The 16,635-nt window shown below is 40.1% G+C and carries 17 protein-coding genes; 3 read left to right on the forward strand and 14 right to left on the reverse strand.

Features of this window, described 5'->3' with window-relative positions; all coding sequences use genetic code 11:
* Window positions 1–42: 42 nt before the first annotated feature.
* The 13 genes from deoD to ubiT form a co-directional block, all read right to left on the reverse strand.
* Window positions 43–759 (reverse strand): purine-nucleoside phosphorylase, encoded by a 717-nt coding sequence (gene deoD, locus PVK63_RS11045; protein ID WP_060992425.1) that lies wholly within the window; start codon window positions 757–759, stop codon window positions 43–45.
* A 71-nt stretch (window positions 760–830) separates the two neighbouring features.
* On the reverse strand, window positions 831–2,051 hold the full coding sequence (locus PVK63_RS11050) for a phosphopentomutase (protein ID WP_274440476.1): 1,221 nt from the start codon (window positions 2,049–2,051) through the stop codon (window positions 831–833).
* Window positions 2,052–2,061: 10 nt separating this feature from the next.
* A complete protein-coding gene (gene deoA, locus PVK63_RS11055; RefSeq protein WP_274440478.1) occupies window positions 2,062–3,393 on the reverse strand; it encodes a thymidine phosphorylase in 1,332 nt (443 codons plus the stop codon).
* A 115-nt stretch (window positions 3,394–3,508) separates the two neighbouring features.
* Window positions 3,509–4,285: a deoxyribose-phosphate aldolase gene (gene deoC, locus PVK63_RS11060; RefSeq protein ID WP_274440479.1), complete on the reverse strand. Its 777-nt coding sequence runs from the start codon at window positions 4,283–4,285 to the stop codon at window positions 3,509–3,511.
* A gap of 265 nt (window positions 4,286–4,550) precedes the next feature.
* Complete coding sequence (locus tag PVK63_RS11065; protein WP_274440481.1) at window positions 4,551–4,721, reverse strand: XapX domain-containing protein; 171 nt, start codon at window positions 4,719–4,721, stop codon at window positions 4,551–4,553.
* A gap of 287 nt (window positions 4,722–5,008) precedes the next feature.
* Window positions 5,009–6,265: a NupC/NupG family nucleoside CNT transporter gene (locus PVK63_RS11070; protein ID WP_130086959.1), complete on the reverse strand. Its 1,257-nt coding sequence runs from the start codon at window positions 6,263–6,265 to the stop codon at window positions 5,009–5,011.
* Window positions 6,266–6,463: 198 nt separating this feature from the next.
* Entirely contained in the window at window positions 6,464–7,240 is a 777-nt protein-coding gene (locus tag PVK63_RS11075) for a TatD family hydrolase (protein ID WP_274440482.1), read from the reverse strand.
* Entirely contained in the window at window positions 7,240–7,353 is a 114-nt protein-coding gene (locus PVK63_RS11080) for a DUF5363 family protein (RefSeq protein ID WP_130044286.1), read from the reverse strand. Before PVK63_RS11080 ends, PVK63_RS11075 begins: the two co-directional genes overlap by 1 nt.
* A 102-nt stretch (window positions 7,354–7,455) precedes the next feature.
* On the reverse strand, window positions 7,456–9,036 hold the full coding sequence (gene prfC / locus PVK63_RS11085; protein WP_130044287.1) for a peptide chain release factor 3: 1,581 nt from the start codon (window positions 9,034–9,036) through the stop codon (window positions 7,456–7,458).
* Between the two features lie 117 nt (window positions 9,037–9,153).
* Window positions 9,154–9,600: a ribosomal protein S18-alanine N-acetyltransferase gene (gene rimI / locus PVK63_RS11090; RefSeq protein ID WP_274440483.1), complete on the reverse strand. Its 447-nt coding sequence runs from the start codon at window positions 9,598–9,600 to the stop codon at window positions 9,154–9,156.
* A complete protein-coding gene (locus tag PVK63_RS11095; RefSeq protein WP_130044289.1) occupies window positions 9,590–9,991 on the reverse strand; it encodes a DNA polymerase III subunit psi in 402 nt (133 codons plus the stop codon). The genes rimI and PVK63_RS11095 overlap by 11 nt, the downstream gene beginning before the upstream one ends.
* A gap of 129 nt (window positions 9,992–10,120) precedes the next feature.
* Window positions 10,121–10,624: a GNAT family N-acetyltransferase gene (locus tag PVK63_RS11100; RefSeq protein ID WP_130044290.1), complete on the reverse strand. Its 504-nt coding sequence runs from the start codon at window positions 10,622–10,624 to the stop codon at window positions 10,121–10,123.
* The gene (ubiT, locus tag PVK63_RS11105; protein WP_130044291.1) at window positions 10,614–11,132 is read right to left on the reverse strand and encodes a ubiquinone anaerobic biosynthesis accessory factor UbiT; all 519 of its coding nucleotides are present in this window, start codon (window positions 11,130–11,132) and stop codon (window positions 10,614–10,616) included. The genes PVK63_RS11100 and ubiT overlap by 11 nt, the downstream gene beginning before the upstream one ends.
* A 216-nt stretch (window positions 11,133–11,348) precedes the next feature.
* Here ubiT and PVK63_RS11110 point away from each other — a divergent pair, with 216 nt between their 5' ends.
* The 3 genes from PVK63_RS11110 to PVK63_RS11120 all read left to right on the forward strand — a co-directional run bounded on the left by PVK63_RS11110 (window position 11,349) and on the right by PVK63_RS11120 (window position 15,483).
* Complete coding sequence (locus PVK63_RS11110; protein WP_130046860.1) at window positions 11,349–13,376, forward strand: putative bifunctional diguanylate cyclase/phosphodiesterase; 2,028 nt, start codon at window positions 11,349–11,351, stop codon at window positions 13,374–13,376.
* 217 nt (window positions 13,377–13,593) lie between these two features.
* Window positions 13,594–14,595 (forward strand): ubiquinone anaerobic biosynthesis protein UbiU, encoded by a 1,002-nt coding sequence (ubiU, locus tag PVK63_RS11115; RefSeq protein ID WP_130046861.1) that lies wholly within the window; start codon window positions 13,594–13,596, stop codon window positions 14,593–14,595.
* 9 nt (window positions 14,596–14,604) lie between these two features.
* The gene (locus PVK63_RS11120) at window positions 14,605–15,483 is read left to right on the forward strand and encodes a U32 family peptidase (protein WP_274440484.1); all 879 of its coding nucleotides are present in this window, start codon (window positions 14,605–14,607) and stop codon (window positions 15,481–15,483) included.
* A gap of 75 nt (window positions 15,484–15,558) precedes the next feature.
* Here the strand turns inward: PVK63_RS11120 and nlpI are convergent, their stop codons facing one another.
* Window positions 15,559–16,527 carry a lipoprotein NlpI gene (gene nlpI / locus PVK63_RS11125; RefSeq protein WP_130046863.1) on the reverse strand — a complete coding sequence of 323 codons (969 nt, stop codon included), beginning with the start codon at window positions 16,525–16,527 and terminating at the stop codon, window positions 15,559–15,561.
* Between the last annotated feature and the right edge of the window lie 108 nt (window positions 16,528–16,635).

Genomic DNA, 16,635 nt, shown 5'->3' on the forward strand with positions numbered 1-16,635 from the left:
CCTCATCGCCTTTTTCATTTCTAACGGTTTTCGTTATGCGTGTTATTTGTCACCAAGCAGTACTGAATCAAGTGCAATTAACATCATTTCATCAAAGGTCGTTGCACGCTCGTCAGATGTGGTTTGCTCGCCGGTCTTAATATGATCCGATACGGTACAAATCGCTAATGCTTTTGCACCGTACTCCGCAGCCACGCCGTACATACCCGCCGCTTCCATCTCTACGCCTACGATGCCGTATTTGTCCATTAAGTCAAACATGCTTGGATCTGGTGTGTAGAACAACTCAGCAGAGAACAGATTACCTACTTTTACATCGATGCCACGCGCTTGAGCAGCTAGCTCTGCATTACGAACCATTTCATAATCAGCAATTGCGGCAAAGTCATGATCTTTAAAACGGATACGGTTCACTTTTGAATCAGTACATGCTCCCATACCAATAACTACATCACGTAACTTAATGCCTTCATTAACCGCACCACAACTACCAACACGGATAACTTTCTTAACGCCGAAATCTTTCACTAACTCTGTCATGTAGATTGAGCATGATGGGATACCCATACCGTGGCCCATAACAGAAATCTTACGGCCTTTATAAGTACCTGTAAAACCGTACATATTGCGAACATCACATACTTGCACTACATCATCAAGGAATGTTTCAGCAATGTATTTTGCGCGGATTGGATCACCAGGCATCAGTACTACGTCTGCAAAATCACCCATTTCAGCATTAATATGTGGAGTAGCCATAATTTATATCCTTGCTTATTTAACTTTAAATAGAAAAAAGCAGTAGAGAGAGCTCTACTGCTTATTATTTTTTATAGGAACGATTTTCCATATTCCATATCAGAGGTTTCAAAGTACTCTGCTAAGGTTTGACCAATATCGGCAAAGGTATCACGACGGCCTAATGAACCCGCTGGTACTTTATGACCATAAACAATGACTGGAATATGCTCACGAGTATGATCCGTACCCGGCCATGTTGGATCACAACCGTGATCTGCCGTTAAAATAAGAATATCGTCTTCTTGCAGCATATCCATGATTTCAGGAAGGCGACCATCAAAGTACTCTAACGCAGCGGCATAACCTGCAACATCACGACGGTGGCCATACGCTGAATCGAAATCTACGAAATTTGTAAATACGATGGTGTTATCACCTGCTGTTTCAATTGCGTCTTTAGTCGCATCAAACAGCGCAGGAATACCTGTCGCTTTGGTTTTCTTAGTAATACCGCAGCCAGCATAGATATCAGAGATCTTACCAATTGAGTGAACTTGTCCGCCTTTTTCATCCACTAATTTTTGTAAGATAGTCGCAGCTGGTGGCTCAAGAGATAAGTCACGACGGTTACCCGTACGTTCAAATTGACCTTTACCAGGGCCAATAAATGGACGAGCGATCACTCGACCAATATTATAATCTTCAAGCTCTTCACGCGCGATTTGGCATAATGCTAATAAGTTATCTAAACCAAATGTCTCTTCATGGCAGGCAATTTGGAATACGGAATCGGCAGAGGTATAGAAAATAGGCATGCCTGTTTTCATGTGCTCTTCGCCCAAGTCATCAAGCACTTGTGTACCCGATGCATGGCAGTTACCTAGGTAACCTGAAAGATTTGCACGAGCAAGAATACGATCTGTTAACTCTTTAGGAAAACTGTTTTCTTTATCGCTAAAGTAGCCCCAATCAAACAATACTGGAACACCTGCGATTTCCCAGTGACCAGAAGGCGTATCTTTACCTGAAGACAATTCAGCCGCATGACCATAAGCACCAATGATCTCAGCGTTCACGTCTAAACCTGCGGCAAATTGACCTGTAGACTCTTTACCCGCCATAGCTAAACCAAGCTTAGAAAGGTTTGGAAGCGTTAAAGGTCCTTGACGATTACTGTTGTCAGCTAGGCCTTTATCACACTGTTCTGCAATATGCCCCATCGTATCTGAACCTACGTCGCCAAACTTCTCTGCGTCGCCTGCGGCACCGATACCAAATGAATCAAGTACTAAAATTATTGCACGTTTCATGTTTTCTTCCTTACACGTCTTCAGGGCGAATTTTGCGATAAACTTCCGGAGTCATTTCTGGTTGTTCTTCACTAATCACAACGGCTGCTTTTACCGCATCCGCTGCTTGTTGCCATTGTTCTTCATTACGAGCGTGAATCATTGCTAATGGTTGTTCTGTATCGGCAGTTTGGCCTAGACGGATCATATCACTTAAACCAACCGCATAATCAATAGTATCCGTTGCAACACGACGACCGCCGCCCATGCCCACTACAGCCATACCTAAGTCGCGAGTATCCATCGCATTAACAATACCCGCTTTATCAGCAAATACAGGTTTAATGATTTGTGCGCTTTCTAAATGATTATCGTAATTTTCAATAATGTCACTTGGACCACCAAGACCAAACACCATTTTACCAAAGCATTCTGCTGCTTTACCATTATCTAGTACAGATTGTAGTTTAGCACGCGCTTCTTTTTCATCTTTTGCTAAGTTAGCAATCACTAGCATCTCTGCACATAGTGCCATCGTTACTTCGTATAAACGAGGGTTACGATATTCACCGGTTAAGAAACGAATCGCTTCACGTACTTCTAATGCGTTACCCGCTGTAGATGCCAGTACTTGGTTCATATCTGTTAATAATGCCGTTGTCTTGGTTCCTGCCCCATTAGCTACTGCTACAATTGATTTTGCTAGTTCTTCTGATGCTTCGTAAGTTGGCATAAATGCACCAGAACCCACTTTAACATCCATAACTAACGAGTCTAAACCCGCGGCTAATTTCTTAGACAAAATAGAGGCTGTAATTAATGAAATATTATCAACCGTTGCCGTTACATCACGAGTTGCATATACACGCTTATCAGCCGGTGCTAAATCACCCGTTTGACCAATAATTGCTACACCCGCTTCTTTAGTCACTTTACCAAAAATCTCATTGCTTGGCATAATGTTGTAACCAGCAATTGACTCTAGCTTATCTAGCGTACCACCAGTATGACCTAAACCACGGCCAGAGATCATAGGAACATAACCGCCACACGCTGCCACCATTGGGCCAAGCATCAATGAGGTTACATCACCTACACCACCAGTAGAATGCTTATCAACGATTGGACCATCAAAGTTCATGTGGCTCCAATCAATCACCATTCCTGAATCACGCATAGCGCACGTTAATGCGATACGTTCAGGCATTGTCATTTCATTAAAGTAAACCGCCATTGCAAATGCGGCGATTTGACCTTCAGATACCGTATTTTTTGCAACACCTTGAATAAAAAAGTTAATTTCTTCTGTTGTTAGTACTTTATTGTCACGCTTTCTGCGAATAATCTCTTGTGGTAGATACATTAGTGCCTCCCCAATCTTGGTTGGGTAATTAATATAGGTAGGGTTGAGGTAGGTGAGGCGGTAATGCCTCACCTAAGTCGATTTATTTTTTAGCTATAAATCAAGTAACGAGAAACTAGTAAGCTGATGGATCAGCTGTTTCTTCTGTTACTTCTAATGTATTTAGTAGATTAGTCAGTAGGCTTGATGCACCAAAACGGTAGTGCATGTTATCAGCCCAATCGCCACCTAAGATATCATCAGCCATTGCTAGGTATGCTTGTGCATCTTCAGCAGTACGAACGCCGCCAGCAGGCTTAAAGCCAACTGTTTTCGCTACGCCCATATCACGAATAACTTCTAGCATCATGCGAGCGTATTCTGGTGTTGCATTAACAGGCACTTTACCTGTTGATGTTTTAATAAAGTTAGCGCCTGCTTCAATACAGATTTGAGATGCTTTCTTAATTAACGCTTCTTCTTTTAGCTCACCCGTTTCGATGATCACTTTAAGAAGAACATCACCACACGCTTCTTTACACTGCTTAACTAGCTCAAAACCAACCGTTTCATCACCTGCGATAAGCGCACGGTATGGGAATACCACGTCAACTTCATCAGCACCATAAGCAACAGCCGCTTTAGTTTCTGCAACTGCGATAGCGATATCGTCATTACCGTGTGGGAAGTTAGTTACTGTTGCGATACGCACTTCTGGTGTGCCTTGCTCGCTCAGCGTTTTCTTAGCGATAGGAACGAAACGTGGGTAAATACAAACTGCTGCGGTATTGCCTACTGCTGTTTTTGCATTTTTACAAAGTGCAATTACTGCTTCGTCTGTATCATTATCGTTAAGCGTCGTTAAATCCATTAATTGTAATGCACGTAGTGCCGCTGCTTTTAAATCGCTCATTGTTATCTCCAAAATAGAATAAATTCTTTGATAGTTTTGCTGTTCATATATTAAGTTCAACAGCAAATGAGCGGACTTGATTCCTTGAAGACTTGAGCGCATAACGCTCAATCAATATCCATTTTGCCGCCAGTACTTACTTCAATAGTATGAATGAGTACCGCTCTAACGTCTCATCATGAGACACCGTTGAAACATGGTTCATTTTACCAATACTTGTTCAGTGGCACTAGTGAAACCATGTTTCCATAGAAAGACACTGAGATTATGAAAAGAAACGTTCAACAATCCATTGGTAGCCGACAGCACCGGCGTAAACACCGACGATTCCCATCACTCCAGAAAGAACTGGTGGCGCTGGAATAGGCAGCTTAATTGCAGAGAAAACAACTCCAACAATCAAACCCGCTAACATAGATAGTAAAACTTCATTCATAATTGACTCTCATTTTTTAGGTTGTGTGTGCATTAACTATAGTTTAGACCATAGTTTATTTTTTTAACCTAGCAGTTCTTCTCTCTTTTATTATGGATTCATTATATCAATATAATTTAGCTTGATTGTTTTCGTGTGGTAACGCAATCGGTTTGCATCTCAATCTTTTTTACACAAAATATGTGAAATAACGTCATATTTTCATCACACTTATTACTTAAATAACAGACATAAAAAAACCCGCAATAAGTGCGGGTTTTTGTGATTATCTGCTCTGCTCTATAAGATTATAGAGATAGGAATAGACCTGCGATTGTTGCTGACATTAGGTTTGATAATGTACCAGCAGCAACAGCTTTCATACCCATCTTAGCGATGTCATGACGACGTGCTGGTGCAAGGCTACCAAGACCGCCAAGTAGAATCGCTACAGAAGAAAGGTTTGCGAAGCCACATAGTGCGAATGAAATGATTGCTTTCGTTTTCTCAGAAAGAACAATTTCAGCGCCTTCCGCTAGGTACGGTGCAAAGTTTAGGTATGCAACGAATTCGTTAACTACCAGTTTTTGACCAAGGAATGAACCTGCAATTGTCGCTTCTTCCCACGGCACACCGATAAGGAATGCAAGTGGAGCAAAGATGTAACCAAGAATAAGCTCTAGTGTGATTTCTGGCATACCGAACCAACCACCAACGCCACCTAAGATACCGTTGATAAGCGCGATAAGGCCGATGAAAGCAAGAAGCATTGCACCTACGTTTAACGCAAGTTGCATACCTGTTGCAGCACCTGCCGCAGCAGCATCGATTACGTTAGCTGGCTTGTCGTCGCCTTCGTTATCAAGAGCGTCAAGTTGATCAATTGGTGTTTCAGTTTCTGGTTTGATGATTTTAGCAAACAGAAGACCACCAGGTGCAGCCATGAATGATGCTGCGATTAGGTATTCTAGAGGCACGCCCATAGAAGCATAACCAGCAAGTACACCACCAGCAACAGAAGCTAGACCACCACACATTACTGCAAATAGCTCAGATTGAGTCATTTTTGGAACAAACGGACGCACAACTAGAGGCGCTTCAGTTTGACCAACAAAGATGTTAGCTGTAGCAGATAGTGATTCCGCACGAGATGTGCCAAGCGCTTTCTGTAGAGCACCACCTAGGAAGTTAATCACGATTTGCATGATACCTAGGTAGTAAAGAACCGCTGTTAATGAAGCGAAGAATACGATTACAGGAAGTACGCGTAGTGCGAATACGAAACCGCCGCCACCAAATACTTCAAACATTTTACCTGATACTAGGCCACCGAATAAAAACTCGATACCTTGGTTACCATAGTTGATTACGTTCGCAACGGCTTCAGATGCACCGTAAAGTACATCACGACCCACAGGTACATAAAGTACAAATGCGCCTAGGAAGAATTGGATAGCAAATGCACCACCCACAGTACGTAAATTAATTGCTTTGCGGTTATCAGAAAGAAGTACAGCTATACCTAGCAGTACCACGATCCCAACCAAACTCATTAGCAGGCTCATAGTTAAAGTTTTCCCTAAATTTATTGTTGGCGTGTTTCAAATTAGCGGGGGCGATTATACTCATTGAACCACCAATAAAGTAATGCTGTTGTCACATAATCGCGGCTGATACATGCTTTGTTCATTCATAATTGTGATCATTATCACTAAGAGGTTTCTAAATAATCATCAATTACACCTAAAGAAATGACTAATAACTCAAATCCCAAACAAAGAGGTGGTATTTTTATAAACAGTTTCCGAAATCGTTTGCATTGACTCTTTTCTAATCAAAGCTAAGTGTTCGCATACTTTTTGTACTTTATCTGGCGTGTTTTTTTGCCCTTGAAAGCCAAACAATGGCATGTCTGGAGCGTCGGTTTCTAATAAAATTTTATCTAAAGGCAATTGTGAAACCACCATTTTGGTCTTCTTAGCTCTTTCGTAACTGATCACGCCACCGACACCAATATAGAAACCTAATTCAATAAATTGATTCGCCTGCTGCAAACTACCACTAAAACCATGAATAACCCCGCCTCTCTCAGGCCTAATTTCTCTCAACAGCTTTACTACCATATCGTGGCTTTTACGGCTGTGAATAATTAAAGGAAGTTGATGCTTTTTTGCCAATAAACACTGCTGGCGAAAAACAGAGATTTGTATTTCCTTATCACTTTCTTGATGCCAAAAATCTAATCCACATTCACCAATCGCTACACACTTATTATTTTCTTCATCAAGCAACGCAGCTAAACTTTCTAACTCTTTTTCATAGTTTGATATAATAAATAATGGGTGAATGCCTAATGCGTAATAAATACCATCAAACTGTTTGGATAAACCATTCACTTGATTCCAATTTGATTGATTCACACTAGGGACAATGAATGTTGTTACTCCTCTGTCTTTTGCCATTTGTAAATACAAGGCTTCGTTACCTTTAAAAGGTGCAAAATCAAAATGACAGTGTGAATCAATGAATCGGAAAGCCATTACTCTTCTTCTTTTTTATAAGGGACACAACTGCGTTTATTTTCAGGCGTTAACCCTAGCGACTTACACCAATCATCGTATTTCTTAATCCATAACTTAATCAGTTTCAGCACCCTCGCCTTCCTTATCATTAATTACCGTCATTATCTCTATACTATAGATACAAAAACGGAGTCCGTTAAGACTCCGTTTCTATTTATTTGATTGCAACTAGATTAGTGCTCACGAGTCGCTCTGAATTGAACCTCAGGGAAACGCTCAGACGCTAAATTCAAATTAACCATCGTTGGGGCAATGTACGTTAAGTTATTACCACCATCTAACGCTAGGTTACTTTGGTTTTTACGCTGGAAGTCATCCATGATTTTGCCATCAGTACATTCAACCCAACGAGCAGTTGCTACACTGATGCCTTCATAAATAGCTTCAACGTTATATTCAGATTTTAAACGAGATACGACCACATCAAACTGAAGTACACCAACCGCACCAACGATCAAATCATTGTTTTGAAGTGGACGGAATACTTGTACCGCGCCTTCTTCAGAAAGTTGAACAAGACCTTTAAGCAGTTGCTTTTGCTTTAGTGGATCTTTTAGGCGAATACGACGGAACAATTCAGGGGCAAAGTTTGGAATACCTGAGAATTTTAAGCTCTCACCTTGTGTAAACGTATCGCCGATTTGAATGGTACCGTGGTTGTGTAAACCAATGATATCACCCGCATACGCCGTCTCAGCACGAGAACGATCGCCCGCCATGAAAGTTACCGCATCAGAAATGCTGACACTCTTACCTGTACGCACGTGGTTCATTTTCATGCTTTGAGTATAAGTACCCGACACAATACGCATGAAAGCGATACGGTCACGGTGCTTAGGATCCATGTTTGCTTGGATCTTAAATACAAAGCCTGAGAACTTATCTTCTGTTGCTTCAACTGGACGTTCTACTGCTTCACGTGTTTGTGGTGCAGGAGCCCAATCCGTTAAGCCTTCTAGCATGTGGTCAACACCAAAGTTACCTAATGCGGTACCAAAGTATACTGGCGTTAATTCACCGGCAAGGAAAAGCTCAAGATCAAATTCAGGGCAAGCACCCATTACTAACTCTAGCTCTTCACGAACATTCGCAGCTAACTCAGCACCAACGGCTACATCTAACTCAGGGTTATCTAAACCTTTAATGGTGCGAACTTCTTGAATTTCATGGCCATGGCCTGATGCGTATAAGATCGTTTCATCGCGGTGGATGTGGTAAACACCTTTAAATTCTTTACCACAACCAATCGGCCATGAAATAGGTGCACAAGCCATTCCTAGCTCGCTTTCTACTTCATCAAGCACTTCCATTGGGTCACGTACTTCACGGTCTAATTTGTTCATAAACGTAACGATAGGTGTATCACGTAAGCGTGTTACTTCCATCAATTTACGAGTACGATCTTCGACACCTTTAGCGGCATCGATAACCATTAGACATGAATCTACTGCCGTTAGTGTACGGTAAGTATCTTCAGAGAAATCTTCGTGTCCAGGAGTATCAAGAAGGTTAACAAGACAACCATTAAATGGAAATTGCATTACCGACGTAGTTACCGAGATACCACGTTCTTTTTCCATTTCCATCCAGTCTGATTTTGCGTGCTGGTTTGAACCACGACCTTTTACCGTACCCGCTTTTTGAATCGCGTTTCCGAATAATAATACTTTTTCAGTAATGGTTGTTTTACCCGCATCCGGGTGAGAAATGATGGCAAACGTTCTGCGTTTACCCACTTCTTGTAAAAAAGACATAAGCGTTGATAATCCTGTAAGATTTCAGAAAGGATGTAATTAGGCGAGATTATACTCAAAGACGGCCATTATCTAAAGCACCGAATTAAAATAACCTCAGCATTAAATAAGAGGCATTTAAAAGAAAATATAACTCATGATAATAGCGTCTTCTTTACCAGTAGCTGTTGGGTAGTAATCATGACGTCGAGTGACTTCATTAAACCCTTCTGATTCATATAAAGAAATTGCTTTTACGTTACTTTCACGAACTTCAAGCCAAGCAGATTCAGCGCTTTGTTCCATGCACATATCAATAAAAAACTCAGTCAATTTACGACCAAGCCCTTTTCTTTGATGCGCAGGATCAATAGCAATATTCAGCAAGGTAACTTCGCCTACCACGTTTTGAGCATAGAAGTAGCCCACCACCTGATCATTTTCTAGCATCACTCGATGTTGCGCGCAGCGACTGTTCAGCTCCCGGATCATAGATTCTGCCCAAGGGTGTGAATGTGCTGCGTTTTCGATTCTCCAAATATCATTTAAATGAGAATCAGAGATCGGTTGAATATTAATGGTCATAAGAACAAATTTGTCGCCATAAATCGCGTCGTGATTGAGTATTGGTATGCATTTCTGAAAGCAGTGGTGAGCTTAATGCTTTCACCCCTTCCAACTCAGTAATAGGTACACCCGAAAACCAAGACCATGTTAGCTTGTGTTCAGCTAAATACTCTAACGCGCTAGAAGGAAGAAATAACGCCTGCTCTGGTGATAATTTCATGCTCGCAAGTACCTTTCCAAAAAGAAAAGCATCGCGCTCAGTAGGAACCGCAGGAGCCACAAAAAGTAACTGACAAGTTTCTGGTAACGATATGGTATTGGCTTCTAATGTTGGAAAGTATTCAGGTTGTCGGACTTGCCAAACTGAAATACTCATCTCATTTAAAAACTGTAACGCTTGCTGTGGCATATCACTTCACTTGTCAATCTAGGGAGAAGAATATTATCAATATTCCTCAACTGATGCCACTTGTTGTCGGAGGGATTAAAGCGATAAATAAAAATGCTCATTAATCATAATGAGCATTCTATTATTGGATTATAGCAAATCAAACTCTGGGCAATATTCAATTAAGCCCGCTTTCCCTTCTAGAAACTCAGGAGAGCACGCCTTAATCATAAATGCCTCTTCTGGCACTTCCCATTTACAATTCATATTATATGTTTTTGCAGATTCAAAACCGAAACGTTGATAATAAGCGGGATCACCCAATACCACTGAAACCGGGTAACCCAATTCAGCTAAGGTTTCTAATCCCTCTTTCACTAAGGTTTGAGCAATACCTTGCTTTTGGTATTCTTTTTTAACGCACAATGGCGCTAAACCTTGCCAATTAAAATCTTCACCATCAAGTGTTACAGGGCTAAATAAGCAGTGTCCAATCACCTCTCCTTCATCAGAGCAAGCGACCAATGATAACGTTAAGTGACTGTTTTCACGTAAAGACATCACAAGCTTTGCTTCTGCTTCTGTTTCAAAGGTTTCACGAACTAATCGATCTATCGTTAAAATATCCGCTGGCGCTTCAGTTCTAATAAGCATTTATCGTCTCTTTTACTTCAGGTTCTTGTAAACCTTGTTGGACAAAATTAGCCAACGTCATCAATGCTTGGTTTAAAGGTTTTGGAAGTGAATCAAGATCAACACTGTCCATTAAGTTTTTCACTTCAAGCCCAAGCTCTGTATCCCCTTCAATTTTAAGGCGACGTTGGAAAAATAGAGTGTCAGGATCTTCTTTACGGCCTGCAATTAAAATCAAATCATTTAATTGGCCACTAAAGCTTACATCATCACTCTCTTCTTTGTTTGAGACTATCAGTTTTTCATCTTGATAACTGATAAACCAATGTAATTCGAGATCAAGAATGGAAACTTTTAACCATTTATCCTCTAGAAACTCAAAATCTCCATCGTCAAGCGCTTCATGAAATACTTGTTTCAAGCCTTCGAGCAATGCCTTCTGTTGAACTGAAACAGGAACTAACTTTGCAGGAACTTTTAAGATCGATGCCGCATTTTTTACTAGTTTTGAACGAATTTGATTAATCACGCTTAATTTCCATTACATTTAGTCGATAACTGTAAGCAAGTATAAATTGATTGTCCGATATCTAACCTGTTTCTTATCAAAAAAAGTACTTATTACAATTTAGGGTAGAAAATAGGGATTCATTCAATGTATATTTTATCGTTCGACTTATAAATACTAATAATTATTACTAATTCTGGAAGTTATTTGTCTTCTTTTACTAAAAGCGGTAACACTATGTCTCTTTCTCAAATACAACACTGGCTTCCTTTGCTTACAGATAATAGTCCATTTCTGTTTGCTATTTTGGACACGGATCATAACTACGTTACCGTTAATAATCGTTACTGTGAAATCAGTGGGTTAAGTAGGGAAGCGTTATTCGGCCGTTCCGACACCGATATCTTAGGTGCTCATTTCTATTCCTCACTTAAAGCTTATTATGATAGAGCCTTAAGTGGTGAAAAAATTGAAGCTGAAATCACATTAGACGATCATCGTTTTGATACCAGCCTTCACTTTAGTTTATTCCCCATAGAGCAGGACGATAACACCTACATTGTCTTTCACGCTGTTGATACTTCAGAACGACAACAACTACTCAATTCTTTAAAAGAAAGTGAAACCAAATATCATAAGCTTACCGAACTGCTAAATGACTCCGTCTTGCTGATTGAAGGGGATATTATTGTTTCAGCAAATACCGCTTCCGCCAAAATGCTTGGGTTTAATAAAGCCTCTGAATTTGTAGGTGAAAGCATTGAGCAGTTATTAACCTCCGCAAACAAAACTCAGTCACTTTCCGAAACCATTATTGAATTGGCATCAGAGCAATCTCTCATTGTAAGAACTACCGTTAATTGTGGCACCCGAGCTGAACTGATATTAACCGTTGAAAAAACACATATCCTAGGTAGCCCCGCTCATTTAGTTATTTTAAAAGAGCACAAAAAACAAACCAAAAATGAAAATCAAATCGCGGTTTCTCAAGTCGACCTATTAACCGGGATCTATAATCGACATGGTTTCACTCATGTTATTGAAAAAATGATTAAAGAAGACATTCCTTTTTTCATGCTTTACCTAGACATCGATAACTTCAAAAATATAAATGACTCTTTAGGCCACCACATTGGCGATAGAGTGTTAAAAGAAATTTCCACCCGCTTACAAAAATTACTCCCTAAACACGCTATTGTTGGCCATTTAGGTGGTGATGAATTTGGTATTCTTTTTCCAAAGCCTGAACATAATCAGATCCTTGACCAATTATCTGAAAAGATCATATCCCTTATTAACCAACCTTTTGATCTTGTTCACTTCTCTAAAAGACTCGCTTGTTCTATTGGTAGTGTTCAATACCCTGCCGATGGCACTGATGCACGCAGCTTATTACAAAATGCAGATACCGCAATGTATGAAGCAAAAGATCGCGGTCGTAATCGTTTAATCAAATTCCATGATCAAATGAACAAAGAAGCGCGTATGCGTTTATGGCTAGAGATTGAACTTCAAAAAGCGCTACAAAATAATGGGCTCGAAGTCTGGTATCAACCAAAAGTCAGCGCTCGTGATTTTAGAATTAATGGTGCAGAAGCCCTAGTTCGTTGGAAGCATCCTGTAGAAGGTTACATTAGCCCAGCTCGTTTTATCCCTGTTGCTGAGCGTTCAGGTTTAATTGAAACGCTAGGTAAAGTGGTTATGCGTGAGGTGTTTCAAACCGTTAAAGAGTGGCGTAATCAAGGTATTTTACCTGGCCGTATTGCAATTAATTTATCACCAGAGCAATTTGGTAATCCTCAGTTAATTGAATACATGGAACGTTTGCTTAAAACCACACAAGTTGACCCGAACTGCATCACTTTAGAGCTAACAGAAAGTGCGGTAATGAGTGATGGTGAACACGCCATTCAAATGCTAGATGCTATTAAAAAACTTGGCTTTACCTTATCTATTGATGACTTTGGTACTGGTTACTCTTCTTTGGCTTATCTTGCGCGCTTCCCTCTTGATGAACTAAAAATTGACCGTGGTTTTATCAATGAAATCGACACATTACCTAAACAAATCACCATCATTGAAAATGTGATTAATTTAGGCAAAAACTTAAACATGGATATCGTGGCTGAAGGGGTTGAGACAAGACAACAAGCGATGCTGTTATCCAGTTTAAATTGTGACTCCATCCAAGGCTTCCACTTCCATAAACCTCAACCAAAACATGAGATTGAAGCGCTATTAGTACAAAATAAACGTTCTAGATAATCAAATACTAGATAACTTAATACCTAGGAAGCACCTGCCACTTTCTAGGTATTACAACCAATTATGAAAAATTAAATCAAAAAAAGTCACCTTTCATACCATTCTATGTCAAAGCTGTATTTCAAGAACAAAAGAACCAAAAACCTGCCTTAAATCAAGTTTCAAAATTATCTTATCATTATCATAGAGCATCAGATTCTCGTAACTAGGTATTCTAATGGAACTCCTCTGCCCTGCCGGTAATTTACCTGCCCTGAAAACCGCAATCGATTGTGGTGCTGATGCGGTTTATATCGGTTTTAAAGACGATACTAACGCTCGCCATTTTGCAGGCTTAAACTTCACAGGTAAAAAACTTGAGAAAGCGGTGCAATACGTTCACGACAATAATAAGCATATTCATGTCGCTTTAAATACATTTGCTCACCCGGATGGATTTAGCCGTTGGACAAAAGCCGTTGATAACGCGGCAGCGATGGGGATCGATGCGCTCATTATCTCGGATATCGGGGTTCTAGAATACGCGGCAACCACTTACCCAGATTTAGAGCTACACTTATCCGTTCAAGCTTCGGCCACCAACGTTGCTGCGATTGATTTCTATAAGAAAAATTTCAATATTAAACGTGTAGTTTTGCCACGAGTTCTTTCAATCCATCAGGTAAAGCAACTATCACGTAACTTAACTTCTGATGTTGATTTAGAGGTCTTTGCGTTTGGTAGCTTATGTATCATGTCTGAAGGTCGTTGTTACCTATCCTCATACATGACAGGCGAATCACCAAATACGGTTGGTGCCTGCTCTCCAGCAAAATACGTTCGCTGGCAAGAAACTGAAAATGGCTTAGAATCACGCCTTAATAACATCCTTATCGATCGCTATGGTGAAGGTGAGAATGCAGGTTACCCTACCCTTTGTAAGGGGCGTTTTGACGTAGAAGGAAAAACCTTCCATGCGCTTGAGGAGCCGACAAGCTTAAATACCTTATCTCTTGTTCCTGAGCTTTTTGCTGCCAATGTCGCTTCAGTTAAAATTGAAGGTCGTCAGCGTAGCCCTGCTTATGTAGAACAAGTGACTCGAACTTGGCGTGCAGCCATTGATCACTATAAAGCAAACCCTGAAGGCTATTCTGTTGAACCTAAGTGGGATGCAACATTAGCTAATGTATCAGAAGGGACTCAAACAACCCTTGGCGCATATCACAAGAAGTGGCAATAGGAGAACATTATGAAATACGCACTAGGTCCACTTCTGTACTTTTGGTCAAAAGAAAATATTGAAGACTTTTACCAAAAATCGATCAACAGTGAAGCTGATATTATTTATTTAGGCGAAAGTGTTTGCTCAAAGCGCCGAGAAATGAAACCTAAAGATTGGTTTGGTATCGCTAAAGAGATTTCAGATTCTGGCAAGCAGGTCGTTTTATCAACCATGGCACTGTTAGAAGCACCAAGTGAAGTCAATGTAATGAAAAAGTACATTGATAACGGTGACTTCATTATTGAAGCTAACGATGTTTCTGCGATTCAATTAGCTTCAGATAGCAAGGTTCCGTTTGTGGTTGGCCCTGCCGTTAACTGTTATAACGCACAAACGTTAAATTTATTTTTAAAACAAGGCATGACTCGTTGGTGTATGCCGGTTGAATTATCACGCGAATGGCTACAAAACGTATTAATTCAATGTGATGAACTTGGTATTCGTAATAAATTTGAAACTGAAGTATTCAGCTACGGTTACTTACCACTGGCTTATTCAGCTCGCTGCTTTACCGCAAGAGCAGAAAACAAACCAAAAGATGAGTGTGAGACTTGTTGTATCAAGTACCCAAATGGCATCACTGTAAATAGCCAAGAAGGGCAAGAAGTCTTTACTTTAAATGGTATTCAAACCCAATCAGGCTACTGCTATAACCTTATCAATGACTTACCAAGTATGGAAAAGCTGGTTGATGTGGTGCGATTAAGCCCATTAAGCGTAGAAACCTTTAGCGAAGTCTCTAAATTTAAAGCTAATGAAGCAGGTATTGAAAAGTTTGCGCTAAAAGATGCTCGTCAATGCAACGGTTATTGGCACAATATCGCAGGGCTAGATATCCAAATCTAGTATAAGCCTTAATGATACAAAAAAGCCCTTACTTCGCTTAGAACTAAGGGCTTTTTATAAACACTAAATACAGCGTTATTCCGCTAACGCTTCTTCTTTTAATACTTCTTTTTCTGTACTTTCAGCAACAGGATCTTCTTTCGATTCTAATGCTTGCTGTTCTTTTATCTTCTGCTCTTGTAACTCGCGTAATGATTGGTAGATTTTACCAAGCTCAACAAAAGAGTAGCGATGTTCAACATATTCATACACATTGCCTGCCATTGCTAATTTATACAGAGCAATCGCATTAGAGTAATCGCCTTCATGTTGATAACGCTTAGCTAAGTAAAAATACCCTTCCGTTAGTTTTTCTGCCAATGCAACGTTATTACGAGTGGTAGTCAGAAGCTTTTTATAAAACTCATCTTCTGAGGTCTCTTTTAAAATAAGTCCTGCAAGATCCCATCCAAAATCTTCATCCGCTCTTTGTTGATATTGTTTTTGGAAAGTTTCTGTTGCTACTTTCGCATCCACTTCTAATCCAATCCAATATAACCAAATAGCACGATATGGGTCTCGTGGTGCATCGTTATAATGTTTTGTGGCAATTTCATAAGCTTGATCGTAACGCTCGCCATAATAAAGGGCGATGGCTAGATTACGCTCTGCAAATTGATTCGATGGATCTAGCTCTAATGCAGAGTCTAATGCTTCATAAGCACCATCAAAGTCAGTATTTTGCGTGTAATACACACCTAAAATATTAAAAACATCACTTTGATCTGGTTTTAAATTAAGAGATTGGGTGAAGTCTACACGAGCTAAATCACGTAAACCTAAACTATCATTAATTAAACCACGCTCATAAAACATTTTAGCACGAGTAATATCATCAACATCTGGTCGTAGTAATAATTGATCTAAACGAGACAATTGAATCTCTTGCTGGATGCTTGGTTGCAAAGGAACCGCCATTGGTGGGTAACCCCAACCAGAGGAGTTTGATGCACACCCTGATAATACTAATACTGCGCCTACTAACGCAACTCGAATCCAATTCACTCATTTTCTCCTATGATAAGCCAATTTCTTTTAACGATACTTAAAAGAAAAGGGAGCACTTCTGCTCCCTTTATAACACGCTTTAAATCAAAAGACTGTAATCAATAA

Origin of the sequence: Aliivibrio sp. S2TY2, assembly GCF_028765525.1 — a bacterium.
In the GTDB taxonomy this organism is placed as follows: domain Bacteria; phylum Pseudomonadota; class Gammaproteobacteria; order Enterobacterales; family Vibrionaceae; genus Aliivibrio; species Aliivibrio finisterrensis_A.

What these genes read in the sequence shown, in the direction of transcription:
- deoD (WP_060992425.1), bottom strand. Translation starts at nt 759, where the DNA reads ATGGCTACTCCACATATTAATGCTGAAATGGGTGATTTTGCAGACGTA.
- PVK63_RS11050 (WP_274440476.1), bottom strand. Translation starts at nt 2,051, where the DNA reads ATGAAACGTGCAATAATTTTAGTACTTGATTCATTTGGTATCGGTGCC.
- deoA (WP_274440478.1), bottom strand. Translation starts at nt 3,393, where the DNA reads ATGTATCTACCACAAGAGATTATTCGCAGAAAGCGTGACAATAAAGTA.
- deoC (WP_274440479.1), bottom strand. Translation starts at nt 4,285, where the DNA reads ATGAGCGATTTAAAAGCAGCGGCACTACGTGCATTACAATTAATGGAT.
- PVK63_RS11065 (WP_274440481.1), bottom strand. Translation starts at nt 4,721, where the DNA reads ATGAATGAAGTTTTACTATCTATGTTAGCGGGTTTGATTGTTGGAGTT.
- PVK63_RS11070 (WP_130086959.1), bottom strand. Translation starts at nt 6,265, where the DNA reads ATGAGCCTGCTAATGAGTTTGGTTGGGATCGTGGTACTGCTAGGTATA.
- PVK63_RS11075 (WP_274440482.1), bottom strand. Translation starts at nt 7,240, where the DNA reads ATGGCTTTCCGATTCATTGATTCACACTGTCATTTTGATTTTGCACCT.
- prfC (WP_130044287.1), bottom strand. Translation starts at nt 9,036, where the DNA reads ATGTCTTTTTTACAAGAAGTGGGTAAACGCAGAACGTTTGCCATCATT.
- rimI (WP_274440483.1), bottom strand. Translation starts at nt 9,600, where the DNA reads ATGACCATTAATATTCAACCGATCTCTGATTCTCATTTAAATGATATT.
- PVK63_RS11095 (WP_130044289.1), bottom strand. Translation starts at nt 9,991, where the DNA reads ATGCCACAGCAAGCGTTACAGTTTTTAAATGAGATGAGTATTTCAGTT.
- PVK63_RS11100 (WP_130044290.1), bottom strand. Translation starts at nt 10,624, where the DNA reads ATGCTTATTAGAACTGAAGCGCCAGCGGATATTTTAACGATAGATCGA.
- PVK63_RS11110 (WP_130046860.1), top strand. Translation starts at nt 11,349, where the DNA reads ATGTCTCTTTCTCAAATACAACACTGGCTTCCTTTGCTTACAGATAAT.
- ubiU (WP_130046861.1), top strand. Translation starts at nt 13,594, where the DNA reads ATGGAACTCCTCTGCCCTGCCGGTAATTTACCTGCCCTGAAAACCGCA.
- PVK63_RS11120 (WP_274440484.1), top strand. Translation starts at nt 14,605, where the DNA reads ATGAAATACGCACTAGGTCCACTTCTGTACTTTTGGTCAAAAGAAAAT.